Here is a 19,832-nt window from a genome sequence, read left to right as displayed (position 1 = left end):
AGTATGCATACATACATGATCCTAATCTTACATCACATTTTACATCTCTGGAGGGACAACACATGAGCCAATCAACGATTACAGGACTGGAACAATTGCTCGCGCTGGAAAATATTAGGAATACCAAGGCACGTTATTGCCGCTATATTGATACGAAGCAGTGGGATACTTTGGGCGATGTGTTTGCTCCGGATGCAGTGGCCGATTTCAGTACAGAGGGCAATCCAATTCCGGTATTAACAGGCCGTGATACGATCGTACAAGTATTCCGTGATCTGGTGGATGTTGCCGTAACCGTGCATCATGTTCATAGCGCCGAAGTTGAATTTGTATCTGAGAACGAAGCAAAGGTCATCTCCCCAATGGAAGATTGGGTCACGTTCCCGGAGGGCAATGAGAACAAATCATTCCACGGATTTGGGCATTACCACGAAACTTTTGTCAAAATCGACGGCCAGTGGTACATCAAACATACAAGTTTGAAACGTCTTCGTTTGGACCTGTTTGAATAGTATAAGGATGGAATAATAATCACTTACAGATGCTTGATGCTGTAAGTGATTTTTTGGTTACAATGGAGACGAGTAACGTCCCTGAGTTGGATATCAGACAAAATGTGAGTGTTTTATGTGAATTGTAAGGTTATTTTACATAAAATTGAATTAATAGCATTGACGTTCCAAAAGTCATGAGTTAAGATACTTACAACAAATAAAATACATTTTATTACACAAATTGAAAATTGGGGTCTTTGTTCTTTCTTATGTATATGTATATTTCCGCTTGGCTAATTTGTTAATCAGAGGATGATGCCATGAACTGGTACGCATTGTTTGTACACACAGGAAGCGAAGAAGTCATTAGGAAATACCTACATATGTATCTAGGAACCTCCATTCGAGTTTTAGTCCCCAAGAGAAAAGTTCCGGAGAAGAAATCAGGTATTTTTGAAGCCTGCACCAAAAAGGTCTTTCCTGGCTATGTATTAATTCAAGTCAACATGACCGCCGAAACTTACCACTTAATCTGTTCTATTCCTCATATCATTAAAATGCTGGGAACTAACGCAAGCTGCACGCCAATCCCGGATCATGAAATGACCACATTGCTAAACCTCATCAATCCGGAAGATATTATCGATTATTCAACCGTATATATGGAAAATACCAAAGTTGTGGTGTTAGATGGCCCGTTGATGGGACACGAAGGCATCATTAAGAAGATTGACAGACATACGCGCAGAGCAAAGATATGGCTTCACCTAACAGGTAATGATAAACCCAGATTAGTTGATTTGGGTGTTGAAATTTTATATGCAAAACAAGAAAAATGATAATGTACTCAGATATGCTATGGTCACATACGACAACCAAAACCGGAGGAGCAGAATGAAGCTTAGGCACATTATGCAACCAAAGGAGTCATATGCATAAACTCTGAAATACACAACGTGTATCAACAGGGCGAAGCTGTGTAGTTAGGAGTGGTCCTGACTACATTTTGTTGAAAAAGGTATTCCTGAGACAGTACAGCGCGAGTAAGCTGCTGAACTGTTTTTTTGTTGTCTTCAAAAATTTTTTATAGTTTTCAGAGAGGGCTACTCACCTTAGATTCAGGAAAGGAAGACGTGATGCATGAGAAAAATGACCATTCGGGGTATTGGCATGTATGTGCCGGAATCCGTGTTAACGAATCAGGGGCTGGAGGCTATGAACATTAACGCAAATGCGGACTGGATTTACCATAATCTCGGAATCCGTGAACGAAGAATTTCGCATGAGCATGAGTACACCAGCGATTTGGCATTGGAAGCTGCGAGACAAGCTATAGAACAGGCTTCGATTGATGTCGAGGATATTGATATGATCATTATGGCGACGTTCACACCGGATCGTTTAATACCTCATCCGTCGGCTCTCGTGAAGGAAAAGCTCGGAGCGGACCAAGCCATTTGTCTGGATCTCCGCGCGGGTTGTGCCGGGTTCAGCTATGGATTATTGAATGCGTATTATACGTTCCAGGCTGAAGAAGATATAAGCAATATTCTAGTCATCGGCGCAGATACCTACTCGAAAGTAACTGATTGGCAGGATCGAGCAGCGTGTTCCAGTGTAGGAGACGGAGCAGGGGCATTTGTCTTACAGGAATTAGATGAGAATGATTCCTATCACAGCGTTTTTCTGAACGGAATTATGCATCACGAGAATATGGAAGATATCAGTTATGGAACACTGCCTGTTCATTATGGACACATTTCTGATGGATCTGCTTCCGTCTATACGTCCAATGGTCGATATTTATATGAACAATTGGTCAGAGGTATTCCGCGGCTCGTGAACCGTCTTTTGCGCAAAGTAAAATGGAATATGGGGGAAGTAGATTTGTTTATTTTCCCACAAACAAACAGTAATCTGATTAGAGAACTGGCCGTTGCCTTGGGTATCCCACAAGAAAAGGCCTATATGACGATGGAAAAATACGGGTATACCTCTAATGCTTGCTTGCCAATTGCGGTGACCGAGGCTGTGAATCAAGGGGCACTGAAAACGGGTGACCGTGTCGTGTTGGTTGGGGCTGGGGCTGGAACGTATTATTGCGCTACAGCAATCAGATGGGGAGAAGTCGTGTAAGTGGAGAGGAGATTATATGGCCAAGATGCGATTATATTGTGTCCCTTATGCAGGAGGGTCAGCATCAATATATAACAAATGGAAAAAGGGGTTATCCGAGTCCATTGTGCTGAACCCTGTTGAACTTGCAGGACGTGGATTGAAATTCTCTAAGCCGCTCTATGAGAGTATTCAGCAAAGTGTAGATGATGTATTTGATTATATATATCGCGATTTGCCAGATGAGGAGCCATATGCTCTATTTGGACATAGTCTCGGAAGTCTGATTATCTATGAACTGTATAACAAAATGCATGAAGAGCAGTTCAGGAAACCCATACACATGTTTTTCTCGGGGCGAGAGACACCGGATTATAAAAAAGACCAGGTCTATTACCATTTGCCCGAAGGACAGTTCATAGACCGCATTAAGGAAATGGGCGGTACCCCGGATGAGTTCTTTGAGAACCAGCAACTTATGGATATGTTCATCCCCATATTACGTAAGGATTTGGAGATGAATGAGACGTATACTTACGAAGAGAAGCCTTATAAACTGCAATGTGATATCACGATACTGAACGGAGCAGAGGATGAGGGCTACATTCTGGATTGTGCAGAACATTGGAGAGGTTATACGGAACAAGGAAGTGCCGCCCGGATATACAAAGGGGGGCATTTTTATTTATTCGAAGGCAGTATGCATCGGGTTACCAGCATGATCAATCAGACATTAACAAGTTATATGGAGTAGATCCTATACGGAGGTGAGGTGTCCAATGAATCAACGGCAAATTACACCAATAGAACAGCTGGAGGCAACCATTCTGGACGTATTTCATGTGGTGCTGGGAGCCGATGCGGGAGTCACCACCACGATTAACTTTTTTGACTTGGGGAGTGATTCGCTGCTTCTTGCTCAGATCTATAATCAACTTGAAAAATTATATCCAGCTCAAATTACGTTAACCAATATGTTTGCCTATCCTACGATCTCCAGACTTGCGAAATTCATCGCAGATCAGGAAGGCATGGAACTGGAAGCCTATCCTGTTCCGTTGGATTACATGCAGAATACAGGACAGGTCCTTCAAGACCATCGATATGAATTCAGGATCGAGAAGGATCGCTTTAATGAAATCAGAGACTTATCCAGAATTGCAGGTTGCACGCCTGTGGAATGGTTGTGGTCTTTGTTCGCATATCTGTTGACGGAGATTGGCAATCAGCCACAACTTACGGTCTATACACTGATTTATCGAATGAACCATATCAGTTCCATTTCGCTGGATGTGCAAGAGGTACAGGATTTTAATGAGTTGTTTGTTATAGCGAAACAAGCTTTACATACAGCAGACGAACAGCCTGGTCACCATATCCAGGATCTGGTTAGAACAGGTATGAAATCACAACATGTCGCCATTCGTCCGCTATTCTATGAGGCTGATTATGTCAGTGGAGGCAGGGTGGCGCTGGAGGAGCTGTTTGATGTCATCTGTGAAATTCAAAATGAAAAACGAAATATGCTGGTAACGATGTATTGCAAACCCCGAATGAACACCATTCAATGGAATCTTTTTTTCAGAACCTATGATCAAATGCTTGCCAAAGTGTTTGAAAGTCTCCGCCCAGCGGCTGAAAGGGGATAAATAATGAAAAACAAACTGATGGATTTCAGTGAACTGGGTATTCGTGACACCAATCAGACGGAGTCGTCTGGTCAGACGCCTCCAGCCCCAACTACAACTGCCATCCGTCCGGGTGATATCGCCATCGTTGGACTCAGTGTTCGTATGCCCTTGGCAGATGATGCGGAACAATTCTGGGATAACTTGTTACATGGTCTGGATTGTACGAGGGATCTGCCGGAGCAGCGACGCCAGGATGCCGATAATTATATCTCTCGTAAAATGAACACTGGTGAAGATGCCCAATACTTGGACGGTTCTTATCTGGAACATATCGATACCTTTGATTATCCTTTTTTTCGATTTACACCGAAAGAAGCCAGTTTGATGAATCCGGCCCAACGTATCTTTATGGAGACGGCTTGGGCCGCTTTTGAAGATGGAGGATATACCAGTGAGAAGCTGGCGGGCAGCAACACAGGAGTATATGTGGGATTGGTCTCGGATCTGGAAGGTTATCGGTATAAAGAAATGATTCATGATGTGGAACCACAGTCTTTGCCGATCTCGGTCACAGGCAATTTGTCTTGCATTTTACCCAGCCGTCTATCATACCTTCTTGATTTGAGAGGACCGAGTATGGTGGTGGACACGGCCTGTTCTTCATCTCTGGTTGCAGTCCATCATGCCTGTAATGCCATTCGTTTGGGTGAGTGTGACATGGCGCTGGCAGGAGGCGTAAAACTGAATGTGCTTCCTCTGGACAAGGATTACTACCGAATGGGCATCGAATCGTCCAATGGCATGACACGTCCCTTTGATGATAGCTCAGATGGTTCCGGAATAGGTGAAGGTGCGGCGGTTATTATGCTAAAACCACTTCAGGATGCCATCAAGGACAAGGATCAGGTATATGCGGTCATTAAGGGCAGTGCCATTAATCAGGACGGGAACTCCATGGGGATTACAGCGCCGAATGCCAGAGCCCAGAGTGAGGTCATTGTGAAGGCGTGGAAAGCTGCGGGGGTCGACCCTGAAAGTATTTCGTATATTGAAACCCATGGAACAGGGACTGTCTTGGGGGATCCGATTGAAATCGACGGCATTAAGGGGGCGTTTGAGCAATACACCGATAAGAGGCAATTTTGTGCTATCGGTTCAGTAAAGTCCAATATCGGACATTTGTATGAAAGCGCTGGCATTACAGGGCTTGTTAAATCTGTATTGTCCTTAAAAAAAGGGATTTTACCAGCGGTTCAGCATTTTGATCGCCCCAATCGCAATATTGATTTTAGTGGAACGCCTGTGTATGTGAATACACGTAACCGGATCTGGCCTGCTGAGGGTGCACCTGCGCGTATGGGTGTCAGTGCATTTGGTTTCAGCGGAACCAATTGTCATCTCATACTGGAGCAGGCGGGTGCAGTGGAAACCACCAGCGAAACTGAGATGCGGGAGTATCTGTTCCCCCTTTCAGCGAAGACGCTTCAATCACTGCAACAATATATATCCAAATATACGAAGTATCTGAAAACAACCGATCACACGTTAGCAGATATATGTTACACGGCAGGCACATCCCGAACCCATTATGAACACCGTCTGGTACGGATTGCTTCAAGCAAAGAGGAGTTGCTCGCCCAACTGGTTGCACTTGAAGAAGACGGGTTGCACTCCATTCGAGAGCAGCCAGTCCCGGAGTCGAATCAACTGCATTTAACGGATCATTGTGAAACCTATCTTGGTGGTGGGGAGGTAAGTTGGCCAAGTCTGTATTCGGGTGAGGATGTTCGCCGAATCAGCATTCCAACGTATCCATTTGAAGCTCATCGGTGCTGGATTGAGCTATCTGCTCCTTATACCCAAACCAAGACAAGTGCCATCACTATGGAGAACATACACCATTATGAGTTGGGCTGGGTCTGTGAACCGGAACGCAATTCAGATCGGAAGTTATCGGAAGGTCATGTCGTTATTTTTATGGATGAAAAAAGAGAGGACCGCTCTCTGCGTAAGGCACTACAGAAGCAGGGTCGTCAGCTCATTGAAGTGTTTGATGGACCTTCATTCCTTCAAGTATCTTCCGGGGAGTACGTCATTTCACACCAGCGTGAGAGCATGGAGCAATTATGGGCTCACTTGGGAGAATTGATGATCACCCAGATCATCTATATTCAACAGCAACAGTCCTTTCATCCATTTTTCTATCTTCTTCAGGAAATGATCCGTACGAAATCGTCGGAGCCTGTTGATGTGGTGTTGTTGACGAATCCAATCCATTCCATTACCGGAACCGAAGAAAATGTATTTCCTCAGGCTGCCCTGATGTTTGGTCTGGGTTTGGCTGGGCGCAAAGAAGACTCACGTCTGCAATGCCGTTCCATCCAAGTGGATGCGGAAACTTCGCTCCAGGATATTCTGGCCGAACTGGATCATGAAAGTGATGATTATGGTGTAGCTTATCGTGCGGGCACTCGTTACATTCAGCAGTTTGAAGCGATGGACCCTAGTCAATATCCTAAGCGGGACTACAAGATTCGCAATGACGGATTGTATCTCATTACTGGCGGACTGGGCGGTATTGGGCTGGAGATTGGATTACAACTTGCGGAGCGATACCCGGGAATCACACTTGCGCTGGTGAATAGAACTGCGCTTCCTACTCGAGGGGAGTGGGACAGCATTGTAGCAGCAGATTCCAACGATGCGTTAGTTCAGAAAATCCGATCTGTGCAACAAATGGAGGCTGCTGGGGCCACGGTTCTCTCTTACCAAGCAGATATTTCAGATGAAGCATCCATGCGAGTCATTCTGAGTGAACTGCGTCAGCAATACGGCCGCATTGCAGGTGTCATTCATGGGGCTGGGGTCGCTGTAGGTGGAGATCATCCGCTTAAGGACAGAACGATAGAAGAAGCTGAATGCGTATTACGCCCTAAAGTGCAAGGAACCCAGGTTGTGGATCAACTCACCAGAGAGGACAATCCAGACTTTTTTGTGATGTTCTCATCCATTGCAACGTTATTCAGCGGGCCGGGACAGGCGGATTATGTCGCTGCCAATGCGTATCAGGATGCCTACGCAGCCTACCGCAACCGGGAGTTGGACGGAACGATGACCGTCAACTGGTCTACCTGGAAAGAAACAGGCGCAGCTGCTGCAACCGGGTACGGAGTGGACACCTTATTCAAAGCCATGACCAATAAAGAGGCTCTGGCGTGGCTGGATCAGGTGGAAGGGCGTCAGATTGAACGTGTATTGATAGGACAGATGTCAACAGACCGTGGCATGTTGAAGATGATCCGAAACTATCCATTCAGACTTTCTCCTGAACTGGAGAGCTGGATTGATTCACGTTTACAGCGGGCATCATCACCGAAGGCTCCAGTTACCCCGCAAAGTGTAGCCCGACAGGATGCCGTACTGAATGGTGCGGATGACGGAGAATACACTCCATGGGAGAAGCAGGTTGCGGATGTGTGCCAAGCCGTACTGGGCTTTAATGAAATTCATATTCATGACAGTTTCTTCGAACTTGGAGCTGACTCCATTCTGGTGAAACAAATGTATGCACAACTTGACCGACAGTACCCGGGTGTACTCGTCGTTGCAGATCTGTTCGAACATCCGTCTGTGCACAGACTGGGTGGATATCTGGCTGATAAAACAGGCAATAAACGGGAGAGCAAGCAGGTAGAGGTGTCCTCAAGTGGTGCAATTGCACTGGATGAGGAAGTCCATTCTCTTTTTGATCAGTTGGAAGATGGCAAGATCAGCATGGAGGATATGCTCAAAGGATTAAAACATATCTGATATGTAAGGGGACGATACATTGGAACAGTTGCTTAAATATATTATTGAGAATACGTCTGGTGGCAAAATCGACAAAAAAACGGCGATTGATATGATCACACTGTTGAAACAGCAGAAAAAGAACACTCGTGAAGATATTGCCATCATCGGTATCTCTGCGCATATGCCCATGGCTGATCATGTGGAGGAGTTCTGGAGCAATATCGAGAACAAAGTGAATTCCATTGTGGAGTTCCCTGAAGCGAGACAAGAGGATGTTCTGAAATATGTACGTTTCAAACAGCAGGATGAAGACGGGTTGAGCTTTATTAAAGGCTCTTATCTGGATGAAGTGGACAAGTTTGATTATCGCTATTTTAAGCTGACACCCAAAGAAGCAGCCCTGATGAGTCCTGACCAGAGAATTTTTCTCCAGACAGCATGGGAAGCTGTGGAAGATGCAGGTTATGGAGGTGCGAGGTTATCCGGCAGCAATACCGGATTGTATGTAGGATATTACAGCAGCACCCGAGATAATTATGCCAATATTATCGCCGATGTAGAACCGGAATCCATCTCCATCTCGGTAACGGGCAATGTGACGGCGGTACTGGCAGGAAGAATATCCTATTTGCTGAATTTGAAAGGCCCCAGCATGGTGGTGGATACCGCATGCTCCTCATCCCTTGTTGCCGTCCATATGGCCTGTCAGTCGATCCGAAGTGGTGAATGTGATGCAGCGATAGCGGGTGGGGTGAAGGTGAATACGCTCCCTGTTTTTAATAAATATGAGCAATTTGGCATTGAGTCCTCGGACGGGGAGACGCGGACATTTGATGATGCCTCGGATGGAGCGGGTGTTGGTGAAGGTGTGGCTGCCATTCTTCTGAAACCGTTAAGTCGGGCCATTGAAGATGGGGATCATATCTACGCCGTCATTAAGGGGACTGCTGCCAATCAGGACGGAACATCCATTGGACTAACCGCACCGAATCCACGGGCCCAATCGGAAGCGATCGTGAAGGCTTGGGAAGAAGCGGGGATAGACCCCGAGACGATCCGTTATATTGAAGCCCATGGTACAGCAACAGAATTGGGAGATCCGATTGAGATTAAAGGGATTACCAACGCTTTCGAACAGTTTACATCCAAAAAACAATTTTGCGCGATCGGCTCTGTGAAATCCAATATCGGTCATTTATATGAATGTGCAGGCGTGACAGGATTACTCAAAGCGGTGATGGCCTTGAAACATCAGAAGCTCCCGCCATCCCTTCATTTTGCCAAACCCAACCGCAACATCCGGTTTGAGCAGACACCAGTGTATGTAAATACACAACTCCGACCCTGGGAGGCGGAGGAGGGAATCTCGCGCAGATGTGGTGTCAGTGCTTTTGGATTCAGCGGAACCAATTGCCATGTCGTGCTTGAGGAAGCTCCGGCTGTTACTGTAAAAGACCCGGGAGATAATCTGGGTTCAGGCAAGCATCTGTTTGTGTGTTCGGCTCAGACGGAAGAAGCACTGGTTCGATTGCTCCAGCGGTATGAACGTTTCTTGAAGGAGAATCGTGAAGCTCCTGTTGCGAGTGTGTGTTATACGGCAGCTACAGGACGTGGACATTATGAACATCGCTTGTCCCTGCTTGTGGAGGATACGGCTCAACTGATCCACTTGTTGGAACAGCCTTGGACACAATTGAAGACACAAGAAGGAGTCTATGCCGGTGCTCCTGCTCCTAAGCCTACGGGAGCCGAGCGAATGGATTCGGAAGAACGTGAGCGCACCAGACGTCAATCATCTCAGGCACAAGAGCGGATCAAAGAACTGGCTGCCAGTCCACTTTTGTGGGATGAAACAGCACTCCGGGATTTGGCTTTACTCTATGCCGAGGGTGCAACGATGGATTGGGGACAGCTATATCAAGGGAGACAGGTTCAGAAGCTGAGCTTACCTACGTATCCGTTTGAGCCCAGCAGATGCTGGATTGATATTCAGGACCCGTCAGCTGTTTCGTTAAAAGACTACTTTCATACGGTGCGCTGGGTAGAGGATCATGGGGATGCGACTTCGGATACCTCGGCACCTTCCTCTTCAGGCACAGTAATGATTATCGGTAACGGTACCGAACTGGAACAGGAATTATCGGCTGGGCTGAAAGGCGAAGGCAGCCGGGTAGTCCATGTGAGACTGGGTGACCAGTTCCAGCAAATATCGGAGGACCAATACGAAGTTGGCGGAGATATGCCTGGAGCTTATTCGCAGCTATTAAACATGTACACAGACGGTGAAATTACTGAAATCATCTATATGTCCATGATGGGGAGTTCATTCTATCCCGAAGATTTGGCATCTATTGAAGCCAGGCAGCAGGAGGCTTTCTACTCACCTGTCTATCTGGTTCAGGCACTGATGAGCAAAGGCTTCGCCGAAGAGATTCATCTGAACCTGATTGCTGAATACGCCGGACACGTCACAGGCAGAGAAGAGAGGATCACCCCTCATAATGCACTCTTGATGGGACTGGGTAAGGTGATCCAGCAGGAGTATGGACATATTCGGAGCAAATTTGTAGATGTGGATCAGTCCATATGTGCGGAGGACATCCTCAGGGAAAGACATATAAACGGTGAAGCTTATGCTGTTTCGTATCGTGAAGGACAGCGTTATACGGAGACGTTCACAGAGATAGACCTTAATGAAAGTGAGAGCGTGCCTTTCGAGGTGCGTCCAGATGGTGTATATCTTGTGACGGGTGGTACAAGCGGTATTGGTCTGGAAGCAGCACGGTTTCTGGCTTCTTCGAAGCCAGTGAAGCTGGCGCTTGTTGGTCGGACACTTCTTCCAGCAAAGGAAGAATGGGAAGGCATACTGCAAACAGGCCAAGACTCCCGCTGTACCAAAATGCAAGGCATCCTTGAACTGGAAGCATTGGGTGCAACCGTTCATTATTACAGTGCGGATCTGGCCGATGTTGTGGGCATGACGGAAGTGATTCAGGATATCACTCACCGCTATGGAAATATAAATGGTGTTATTCATGGAGCAGGTATTCCCGGAGACGGATTTTTATATCGCAAAAGCGATGATGAGTTCCAGACCATTCTTGGACCCAAGGTGAAGGGAACCTGGATTCTGGAGAAACTGACGCGAGATCAAGACATGGACTTTATGGTATTGTTCTCCTCCGGTATATCTGTCATCGGTGAAATTGGACAAGGCGATTATACGGCTGCCAATTGTTATTTGGACTCCTTCGCGGCATGGAGGACGGGACAGGGACGCAGAACACTCTCCATTGATTGGGTATCGTGGAAAGAAACTGGAATGTCCGTGGAATTTGGGATCAATGTGGATGGCATGTTCAAGACCATTCCGACAACGGATGGGATTGCAGCGATGGAAGCGGCCATGAGCAGACGGCTCTCCCGAGTGTTTATCGGTGCAATGAATTATGGAAGCAAACATCTTGCTGCACTTGGGCAGTTCCCGTTCCGGTTGTCCGATAAGCTGGAAGCCGGAGTGAAGCGCAGCAAGGAAATCGCTGACCAAGGAGCGCAACATCGTCCGAACCGGACCATACCACAGGAGAAACATACGGGGCCCGTAGATCTTTCCGGGAATGAGGAAGGTCGCTATTCGGAAACCGAGCAGCAGGTTGCGCGCATATACAGTGAGATACTGGGCTATCAGGAGATCAACATTTACGATAACTTCTTCGATCTCGGGGGCAACTCCATCATGCTGATCCGTATGCATGAAAGACTGAACGAGGAGTTTCCGGGTCAAGTGAAGATTGCTCATTTATTTGCCCACACGTCTATTCATAAGCTGGCTCTGCATGTGAATCAGGGTAACGGGACGGCTGTAAAAGCAAAAGCTGCTGCTCCTCTGGAGCAAAAGAAAACAACTGTTGAAGAGGATGAGGCCATCGCCATTATTGGGATTGCTGCTGAAATGCCAATGGCAGATACGGCAGAGCAGTATTGGGACAACATCCTGAACGGTGTGGACTGTACAACGGATTTTCCAGAGGGACGCAAAAAAGACATGGATGCCTATCATCAATGGATGAATGCCAGACTGGGTTCGGACAAAGAAGTACAGTACCTTCAGGGTGCATTTCTGGATGATATTGATCAATTCGATTATAAATATTTCCGCTTGTCTCCGAAGGAGGCCGGATTAACGGACCCGATTCAGCGGTTATTCATGAAGACGTCATGGCATGCGGTAGAGGATGCAGGTTACGGGGGACGCATCGAAGGAACAAATACGGGTGTCTATATGGGTTTTGCCAGTAGCCTGAACGATTCTTATCTCAAAATGATCTGTGATCTTGATCCTTATCAATATCCGATGTCCATTGTAGGGAATATCACAGCCATGATGCCGACCCGTATTGCCTATCCACTGGATCTCAAGGGGCCTACGATGGTCATCGACACGGCATGTTCTGCATCACTTGTCGCTACCCATCTGGCCTGCCGGGCCATTCGTAATGGTGATTGCGAGATGGCGATTGTCGCTGGTGCACGGATCAGCCTCAGTCCGTTGGATCATGATTATTTGAAAGTCGGCATTGAGTCTTCGGATGGATTAACCAAGCCATTTGATCAGGAAGCAGATGGTTCGGGGCTTGGTGAAGGCGGAGCCGCCGTGGTATTGAAGTCACTAAGCAAAGCGATTGCAGATAAAGACAATATTTATGCAGTCATCAAAGGAAGTGCCATTAATCAGGATGGAGCTTCGATTGGCATTACGGCTCCGAATCCTGAAGCGCAAACGGATGTTATTGTGAAGGCATGGCAGGATGCCGGTATTGATCCATCTACCATTGGTTACGTGGAAACGCATGGTACAGCGACGAAACTTGGTGATCCAATTGAAATGGATGGACTTACTACGGCCCTGCGCCGATATACAGACAAGAATCAGTTTGTTGCTATAGGTTCGGTCAAGTCCAATATAGGCCATTTGTTTGAAGCAGCTGGTGTGGGCAGTCTGGTTAAAGCGGCTATGGCCTTGAAACATCGGATATTGCCACCCACGCTTCATTTTGATAAGCCCAACTCATCCATTTCGTTTCAGGATTCACCGTTGTATGTCAATACGAAATCGAGACCATGGGATGGAAACGGCGAGCCGCTTCGCTGCGGAGTCAGTGCCTTTGGGTTTAGCGGAACCAACTGCCATCTGGTACTGGAAGAGCCGCCTATTATTCAGGAGCGGAAGATTTCGAGAGAAGTGGAAGTATTCACGCTAAGTGCCAAGAGCCGCAAGTCGTTACTTGCGCTGGTTGATAACTATATTCGTTTTATCTCGGAACGTCAGCAGGAACTTCCGCTCAAAAACATCTGTTATACCGCGAATACGGGGCGCTGGCATCATGTTTATCGTGTCGCCTTTGGCGTGACGGACACGTCCGATCTGCTCGTGAAGCTGAGACGACTCGCTACATCAGATCTCGAATCCGTAGGTGAGCATCAGCTCTATTACGGAATGCATAAGGTCGTAACAGAGAAGAACGAAGGGAAGAACTACGAATTGACGGGCCAGGAGAAGTCCATTTTGAAGCAGGAGGGTAGAGAGTGCCTATCCCGATACATGGAATCTTCAGATCCGGGAGTACTACATGAATTATGCAAATTGTACACCACAGGCAGTGACGTGGATTGGAGCCTGATGTACAGGGAAGAAGAAATTCGTAAAATCAGTCTTCCATTGTATCCATACGATAATACACGCTGCTGGGTGGATCTTCCCGAGCAGTCTTCGGTATACACGCAAGTGAGCACCAGAGCGGTACCGGAAGCCTACGAGCTGGTATGGCAACAGAAGGGGATAGCGAAAGGGGATTCCGATCAGCAGATCGAAGTGAGCGACGGCACAACACTGGTACTTCTGGATGGGTCCGATTATGCAGCTGAGATAGCGGCACGTATGGAGCAGTCGGGGATGCAGGTATATTCCGTACTTCAGACGGATGTTCTGCGATCTGACCCGGACAGTCGAAATGTGGAACAAGTGGAAGCCTATGAGCGTGTGCTGCAACAGGTGGGCCTAGACCAACTTTCAAGAATTGTGTATCTGAACGGTGTTGGTAGTGAGGAACATTCAGCAAGTAAATCCAGTGACATGGAATCATTAGAGTCTGTTCTAAATGAACGTGTGTATGGGTTCTTCCGGTTTATTCGAGCGTTGTTGTCCAGTTCTCTGAGTCAGCCCATCGAGTTAGTTCTGATTTCCCGTGAGGTCAATTCCATTACCGGTACGGAGCGGATGAAACCTCATCTGGCTTCTGCCTTTGGAATGGGCAGAGTGGTAACTAAGGAAAACATACAGATTCATTGCCGTTGTATTGATATCGATGAAGGTTCGTCTCTGGATCTGTTGCTGCAAGAGATCGGCACTTCATCTTCCTATTATGAGGTAGCCTATCGAAATGGAACTCGGTATGTTCAGGAGTTCAGAGCGTTGAATGAATCAGCACCTCCTGAAGACGAACTTGTTTTTGACAACGATGGTGTATACATCATTACAGGCGGTACAGGTGGAATTGGACTGGAAACCGCGCGGTATTTGGCTTCCGATGCTCCAGTAAATCTTGCATTAATCAGCCGTACACCGATGCCTGCACGTGAGCATTGGGATGCCATTGTTGCAGAACAATCCAAACTCAAAGTGATTCATCAAATCACAGTTATTCGTGAACTGGAGAGCCGGGGACATCAGGTTAGTTGCCATGCTGCAGATGTGTCGGATCTAGATGCCATGCTTGTACTTCTGGATCAGCTTCGGGTTACGTTCGGGAAAATCAAAGGGATTGTCCATGGTGCAGGGGTCGGAAGCTCTGAAATGATCACAAGCCGTTCTCAGGCAGGATTCACCGAGGTCTTCTCTCCCAAAGTGCATGGCACCTGGGTATTGGATCGACTTACTGAACAGGATCATCTCGATTTCATGGTGCTCTATTCATCGATTGCTTCGGTCTTCAGCGCCCCGGGACAGGCGGATTACATTGCGGCGAATGCCTACTTGGATGCGTATGCTGACTACAGATCGATGATGGGCAAGCGCACACTGACTGTGCAATGGTCTACCTGGAAGGAGACCGGCATGTCAGCCGAGCACGGGTTTGCTGTAGATACGTTGTTCAAAGCCATGCCGACAGAGCAGGCGATGAATCAATTGTCTCTGGTGATGCGGAAATCCTCGGTTCGCCGAGTACTTATTGGCCAGATTCATTATGAGGGTCAATTGATATCCGCACTGGCCAAAAGTCCGTTTGATCTCTCTTCCTCTATTCGCGTTCAACTGGACCAACGGATGAAGCAGCTGGCAAGCAAGCGTCTTCTAGCATCCTCGTCAGAGACTCCTGACGGAGAAGTCGTTTTGACAGGTAAATCAGATGCATCCTATACACCGACTGAAAAGGCACTCGCCACCATCTGTAAAACGATGCTTGGTTTTCATGAAATTAATGTAGGGGATAGTTTCTTCGAAATGGGTGCCGATTCCATCGTCCTTATACAGGTACAGTCCCGGATCGATCAGCAGTTTCCTGGTCTGACCAAAGTCACGGATTTGTTTGCGAACTCCAATATTACTAGGTTGGCTCGTTTTATGGATGAGAAGTCTACTTCGAAGCCACAAGACATGGAGCAGGATTTGAAGCGTGTAATCGACCAGATGGAAAGCGGCGACGTTACGCTGCAGCAGGCATTGAATAACCTGATTAACCTGTAAAGGAGGAACTGTGGTGGAGAGTGTATACAAGTTTGTCATGGAACATCTGCAAGACGGAAGCTTGGATAAAACTGTGGCCGTGCAGCTACTCAAAAAGCTCAAAGCGGAAGAGGACGCTTATACGGCGTCCGGGTCAACCAATGCTGCCAAAGATATTGCCATTGTGGGCATGGCTTTGAAGCTGCCGCAGGCTGAATCTCCTGTCGAATTCTGGGATAACATCGTCAGTGGCACGGACAGCATTCGTTCCTTTCCCGAATCCAGAGTGCCGGACATCCAGTCGTATCTGCAATATTTGGGCATGTCGCCAGACGAAATTCAATTTAATGAAAATGCCTATCTGGATGAGATTGATAAATTTGATTACGCCTATTTTAAAATGTCACCCAAAGAAGCTAGTCTTACAGACCCCAACCACAGACTGTTTCTGGAAACGGCATGGAAGGCGATCGAGGATGCAGGGTATGGAGGCGGAAAACTGACGGGCAGTCGTACCGGTGTATATCTGGGCCTGTCCAACAATATTCGGGATTTGTACTCACGTTTTATCTACGATGCGGAACCGGAATCCTTTGCGTACTCGCTTGTGGGTAATCTGGCTTCTGTAGCGGCTGGTCGGTTATCCTTCTTACTGGATTTGAAAGGGCCGAGCATGGTGGTGGATACCTCTTGTTCATCCTCTCTGGTGGCCATTACACTGGCCTGTCAGGCGATCAAGGAGGGGCAATGTGATCAGGCACTCGTTGGGGGAATCAAGATTAATCTGGTTCCTTTAAAGAGTGATCATATCAAAATCGGGATTGAGTCGACAGATTGGAGAACCAAAGCTTTTGATGACGATTCGGACGGATCGGGCATTGGTGAAGGCGCAGGAGTAGTGATGCTCAAACCGCTGGATAAAGCGTTGGAAGATCGTGACCAGATCTACGCTGTCATTAAAGGTTATGGCGTAAACCAGGATGGTAAATCCATTAGTATCGCCGCCCCGAACCCAGAGGCGCAGACCGAAGCGATTCTTCAAGCCTGGGCAGATGCGGGTATCGATCCCGAGACGGTCTCTTATATTGAGACGCATGGCAGTGGCACCATGCTGGGTGATCCCCTAGAGGTACAAGGGATTGAGCAGGCATTCCGGCGTCACACCGGTAAAAGTCAATTTTGCGGGATCGGCTCGGTCAAAACCAATATCGGCCACCTGTCGGAGGCGGCTGGGGTCGTGGGTTTGATCAAATCTGCTCTGTCACTGCAACACAAACAGATTCCTGCCTCCAAACATTTTCACAGACCGAATCGGGCCATCGACTTTGCGGATTCCCCGGTCTATGTGAATGCCCGGTTGCGGGAATGGGATACCGATGCAACACCACGACGTAGCGGTGTTAGTGCATTTGGTATCAGTGGAACCAATTGTCACATCGTGCTGGAAGAGGCACCGACCACTACGGTTAAAGTGCAGGAAGTGCAGGGAGGACATCTTCTAACCGTATCGGCCAAAACGGAGGCAGCTCTCCAGACCCTGATTACGGAATATGCTAACGTGCTCTCTCAAGTTGAATCTCAGCATGTACCTTCTGTATGTTATACCGCCAACACGGGAAGGGGCCACTATTCATACCGTTTACTGGTCACCGGGCAGGATGCGGAGGAGCTTCAGCTTCGCTTAATTGAGGCTGGACGAATGATCGGATCGGCGGATGAGAATTTAAGCAAAAGTGTAGGACCCAATGTACATCGAAGTCCAGGGATTTATTACGGTTATCACAAGGTCAGCAACGATCAAAACCGTCCAGATTCACCAGCCATAGGTGGAGAAGAAGGGCATACGGGCCATCGGTCTATGAGTCTGAATCCGGAACTGGCGAAGATAGGCAAAGGTCAGCAGGTCGAACAGGATATTCTGGACCGGATTGGCCTGCATTATGTGAAGGGTGCAGAACTGAACTGGGAGCTTCTATATACAGGGGACGGGCTACGCAAAACAAGTCTGCCGACCTATCCATTTACCCGGACTCGCTGCTGGTTTGAAGTTCCTGAGGCAGCTCGTACCGCCGCTATCGCGAATTACAGCAATGCGGACTCGGAAGAACCGACGCCAGCCCGATTCTATCGGATGAACTGGAGGAGAGCAGATCTAACAGAGCCGGAGCCGATTCAAGGAACAGGTGCAGTGCTGGTTTTGAAGGATGAGGGTAACCGGGGAAGTGAATTGATTGAACGCCTTAAGCAGTCAGGGCGCCAAGTGATTGAGGTCTGTTATGGAGAATCTTTCAATCAGGAACCGGATGGATCATTTACGGTAAATGGTTCGGAAGGCAACTTTGGGGAGTTGTTTGTAGCGTTGGGAGAAACGTCCATCAGTGACATTGTGCATCTCTTTGCAGTCCCGGCTTCCACGGAAATTCGTACACTTCAGGCTTTGGAACAAAGTCAGCAAAAAGGGGTATATAGCCTGTTTTATCTGATTCGTGCCTTGATTGAGCACGGAAGTGACAGCGCGCTGAATATGATGCTGGTCTCCGAACAGGTCTACGAAGTCACAACCGGAGAGAGTCGGCTTTCTCCCGAAGCGGCCTCGTTATACGGTCTGGGCAAAGTACTCGCCCTGGAATATCCGCATATTACGTGTCGAAGCATTGATTTGGACGAGAGTACAGGAGTAGCTGAACTGCTTCAGGAAATGGGTTCCCAAAATCAGAGTTATACCTCTGCATACCGCAATGGGGTTCGATATATCGAGGAATTGGGTGAAGTCCCAGCCAATGAGTTAAAGGATTCTCCTGTCCATATCCAAAGAGATGGCGTGTACGTCATTACTGGAGGTACAGGCGGGATTGGTCAGGAAATGGCAAAATTCTTTGCTGCCCAAGCAGACGTTAAGCTTGTACTGATTGGTCGCACCCCAGTTCCAGTAAGATCGGAATGGGAGACTCTTCTTAAGGACCCCGAACTTGAACCCAAGATGGCGGCTCTTCTCCATAATTTCCTGGCGATTGAACAACAGGGCTCGGAAGTATCCTGTTATGCAGCCGATGTGTCGGATTATGCAGCGATGCAGGATGTACTGGCCGATGTCAGGGAGAAGCACGGGTCCATCACGGGTGTGATTCACGGTGCAGGGGTACCGGCGGTTGGATATTTGATCCGCAAAACCCAGGAAACGTTTGACGAAGTCCTTCATCCAAAAGTGCAAGGGGCCTGGATACTGGACCAACTGACTCGGCAGGATGAGCTTGATTTTATGGTCTTTTTCTCTTCCGGTCTGTCTCTGTCAAGTGAAGTTGGACAAGGGGATTATTCAGCGGCAAATGCCTATCTGGATGCTTTGTCTTACTCACGCAGCAAAAGTGGTCTGAAGACCTTGTCTATCAACTGGTCTTCTTGGAAAGAAGCGGGTATGTCTGTTGATTACGGTTTTAATGTGGACGCCATTACGAAAGCCCTTCCGACCGAACAGGCAACGGCCGGATTCTTGGCAGCATTGAACAAAGAGGTGCCGCGTGTGTTAATCGGGGAATTTACATACCATCCACGGTTTGCCAAAGCGCTATTGACCAAGTTTCCATTCCGATTCTCGGAAGAGATGACGAACAGGCTGAAGGAAGCCGAGAAGTTGGAAGAGTCGCGGCAGGTGGCTCCTGTTGCAGCCAAACGAAACAAATCGGCGAATGCACATGTTGAGCTCAAAGGGAAAGACGGCGAGGATTACAACAGCATCGAACGGCAGATTGCAGGCATGTATAACGAAGTACTTGGTTTTGAAGAACTGGATATCCACGACAGCTTTTTTGATCTGGGCGGAGATTCCATCCTGTTAAACCGTTTATTTTCTCTGCTCGAAGATGCCTATCCAGGCAAGATGAAACTGATCCATCTATTTTCGTACACCAGTGTACATGCGCTATCCCAATTTGTAATGACCAAGCTGGAAATAAAACCGGCTGCTGAGCCAGTCCAACCGGTGGATGATTTTGAACAGCTGTTTAAAGATATTGAAGCCGGTAGTCTGAGCATTGACGATGCAGTCAAGAGCTTCGAGGATCGTTGAGGAAGGAGAAC

Annotated in this window: 8 protein-coding genes; all 8 read left to right on the top strand. The window is 47.6% G+C overall.

Features of this window, described 5'->3' with window-relative positions:
- Positions 1-62 precede the first annotated feature (62 nt).
- The 8 genes from NSQ20_RS27720 (at position 63) to NSQ20_RS27685 (ending at position 19,821) form a co-directional block, all read left to right on the top strand.
- Positions 63-512 (top strand): nuclear transport factor 2 family protein, encoded by a 450-nt coding sequence (locus tag NSQ20_RS27720; protein ID WP_074096526.1) that lies wholly within the window; start codon positions 63-65, stop codon positions 510-512.
- Positions 513-814: 302 nt separating this feature from the next.
- Positions 815-1,333, top strand: coding sequence for an antiterminator LoaP (gene loaP, locus NSQ20_RS27715; RefSeq protein ID WP_036668123.1), 519 nt, complete (start codon positions 815-817; stop codon positions 1,331-1,333).
- A 301-nt stretch (positions 1,334-1,634) separates the two neighbouring features.
- Positions 1,635-2,630 carry a ketoacyl-ACP synthase III gene (locus NSQ20_RS27710; protein ID WP_036668122.1) on the top strand — a complete coding sequence of 332 codons (996 nt, stop codon included), beginning with the start codon at positions 1,635-1,637 and terminating at the stop codon, positions 2,628-2,630.
- 16 nt (positions 2,631-2,646) lie between these two features.
- Positions 2,647-3,363, top strand: a complete 717-nt coding sequence (locus NSQ20_RS27705) for a thioesterase domain-containing protein (protein WP_083669910.1) — start codon at positions 2,647-2,649, stop codon at positions 3,361-3,363.
- Positions 3,364-3,388: 25 nt separating this feature from the next.
- Positions 3,389-4,258: an acyl carrier protein gene (locus NSQ20_RS27700; RefSeq protein WP_036668121.1), complete on the top strand. Its 870-nt coding sequence runs from the start codon at positions 3,389-3,391 to the stop codon at positions 4,256-4,258.
- 3 nt (positions 4,259-4,261) lie between these two features.
- Positions 4,262-8,050: an SDR family NAD(P)-dependent oxidoreductase gene (locus NSQ20_RS27695; protein ID WP_076319710.1), complete on the top strand. Its 3,789-nt coding sequence runs from the start codon at positions 4,262-4,264 to the stop codon at positions 8,048-8,050.
- Between the two features lie 19 nt (positions 8,051-8,069).
- Positions 8,070-15,776 (top strand): SDR family NAD(P)-dependent oxidoreductase, encoded by a 7,707-nt coding sequence (locus tag NSQ20_RS27690; protein ID WP_340031239.1) that lies wholly within the window; start codon positions 8,070-8,072, stop codon positions 15,774-15,776.
- A 13-nt stretch (positions 15,777-15,789) separates the two neighbouring features.
- Complete coding sequence (locus tag NSQ20_RS27685) at positions 15,790-19,821, top strand: SDR family NAD(P)-dependent oxidoreductase (protein WP_340031238.1); 4,032 nt, start codon at positions 15,790-15,792, stop codon at positions 19,819-19,821.
- Positions 19,822-19,832 lie beyond the last annotated feature (11 nt).

Origin of the sequence: Paenibacillus sp. FSL K6-1122 (assembly GCF_037977015.1) — a bacterium.
Lineage (GTDB): Bacteria > Bacillota > Bacilli > Paenibacillales > Paenibacillaceae > Paenibacillus > Paenibacillus amylolyticus.
The sequence above is the reverse complement of the archived record's forward strand: the minus strand, read 5'-3'. Positions and strand labels throughout refer to the sequence as shown.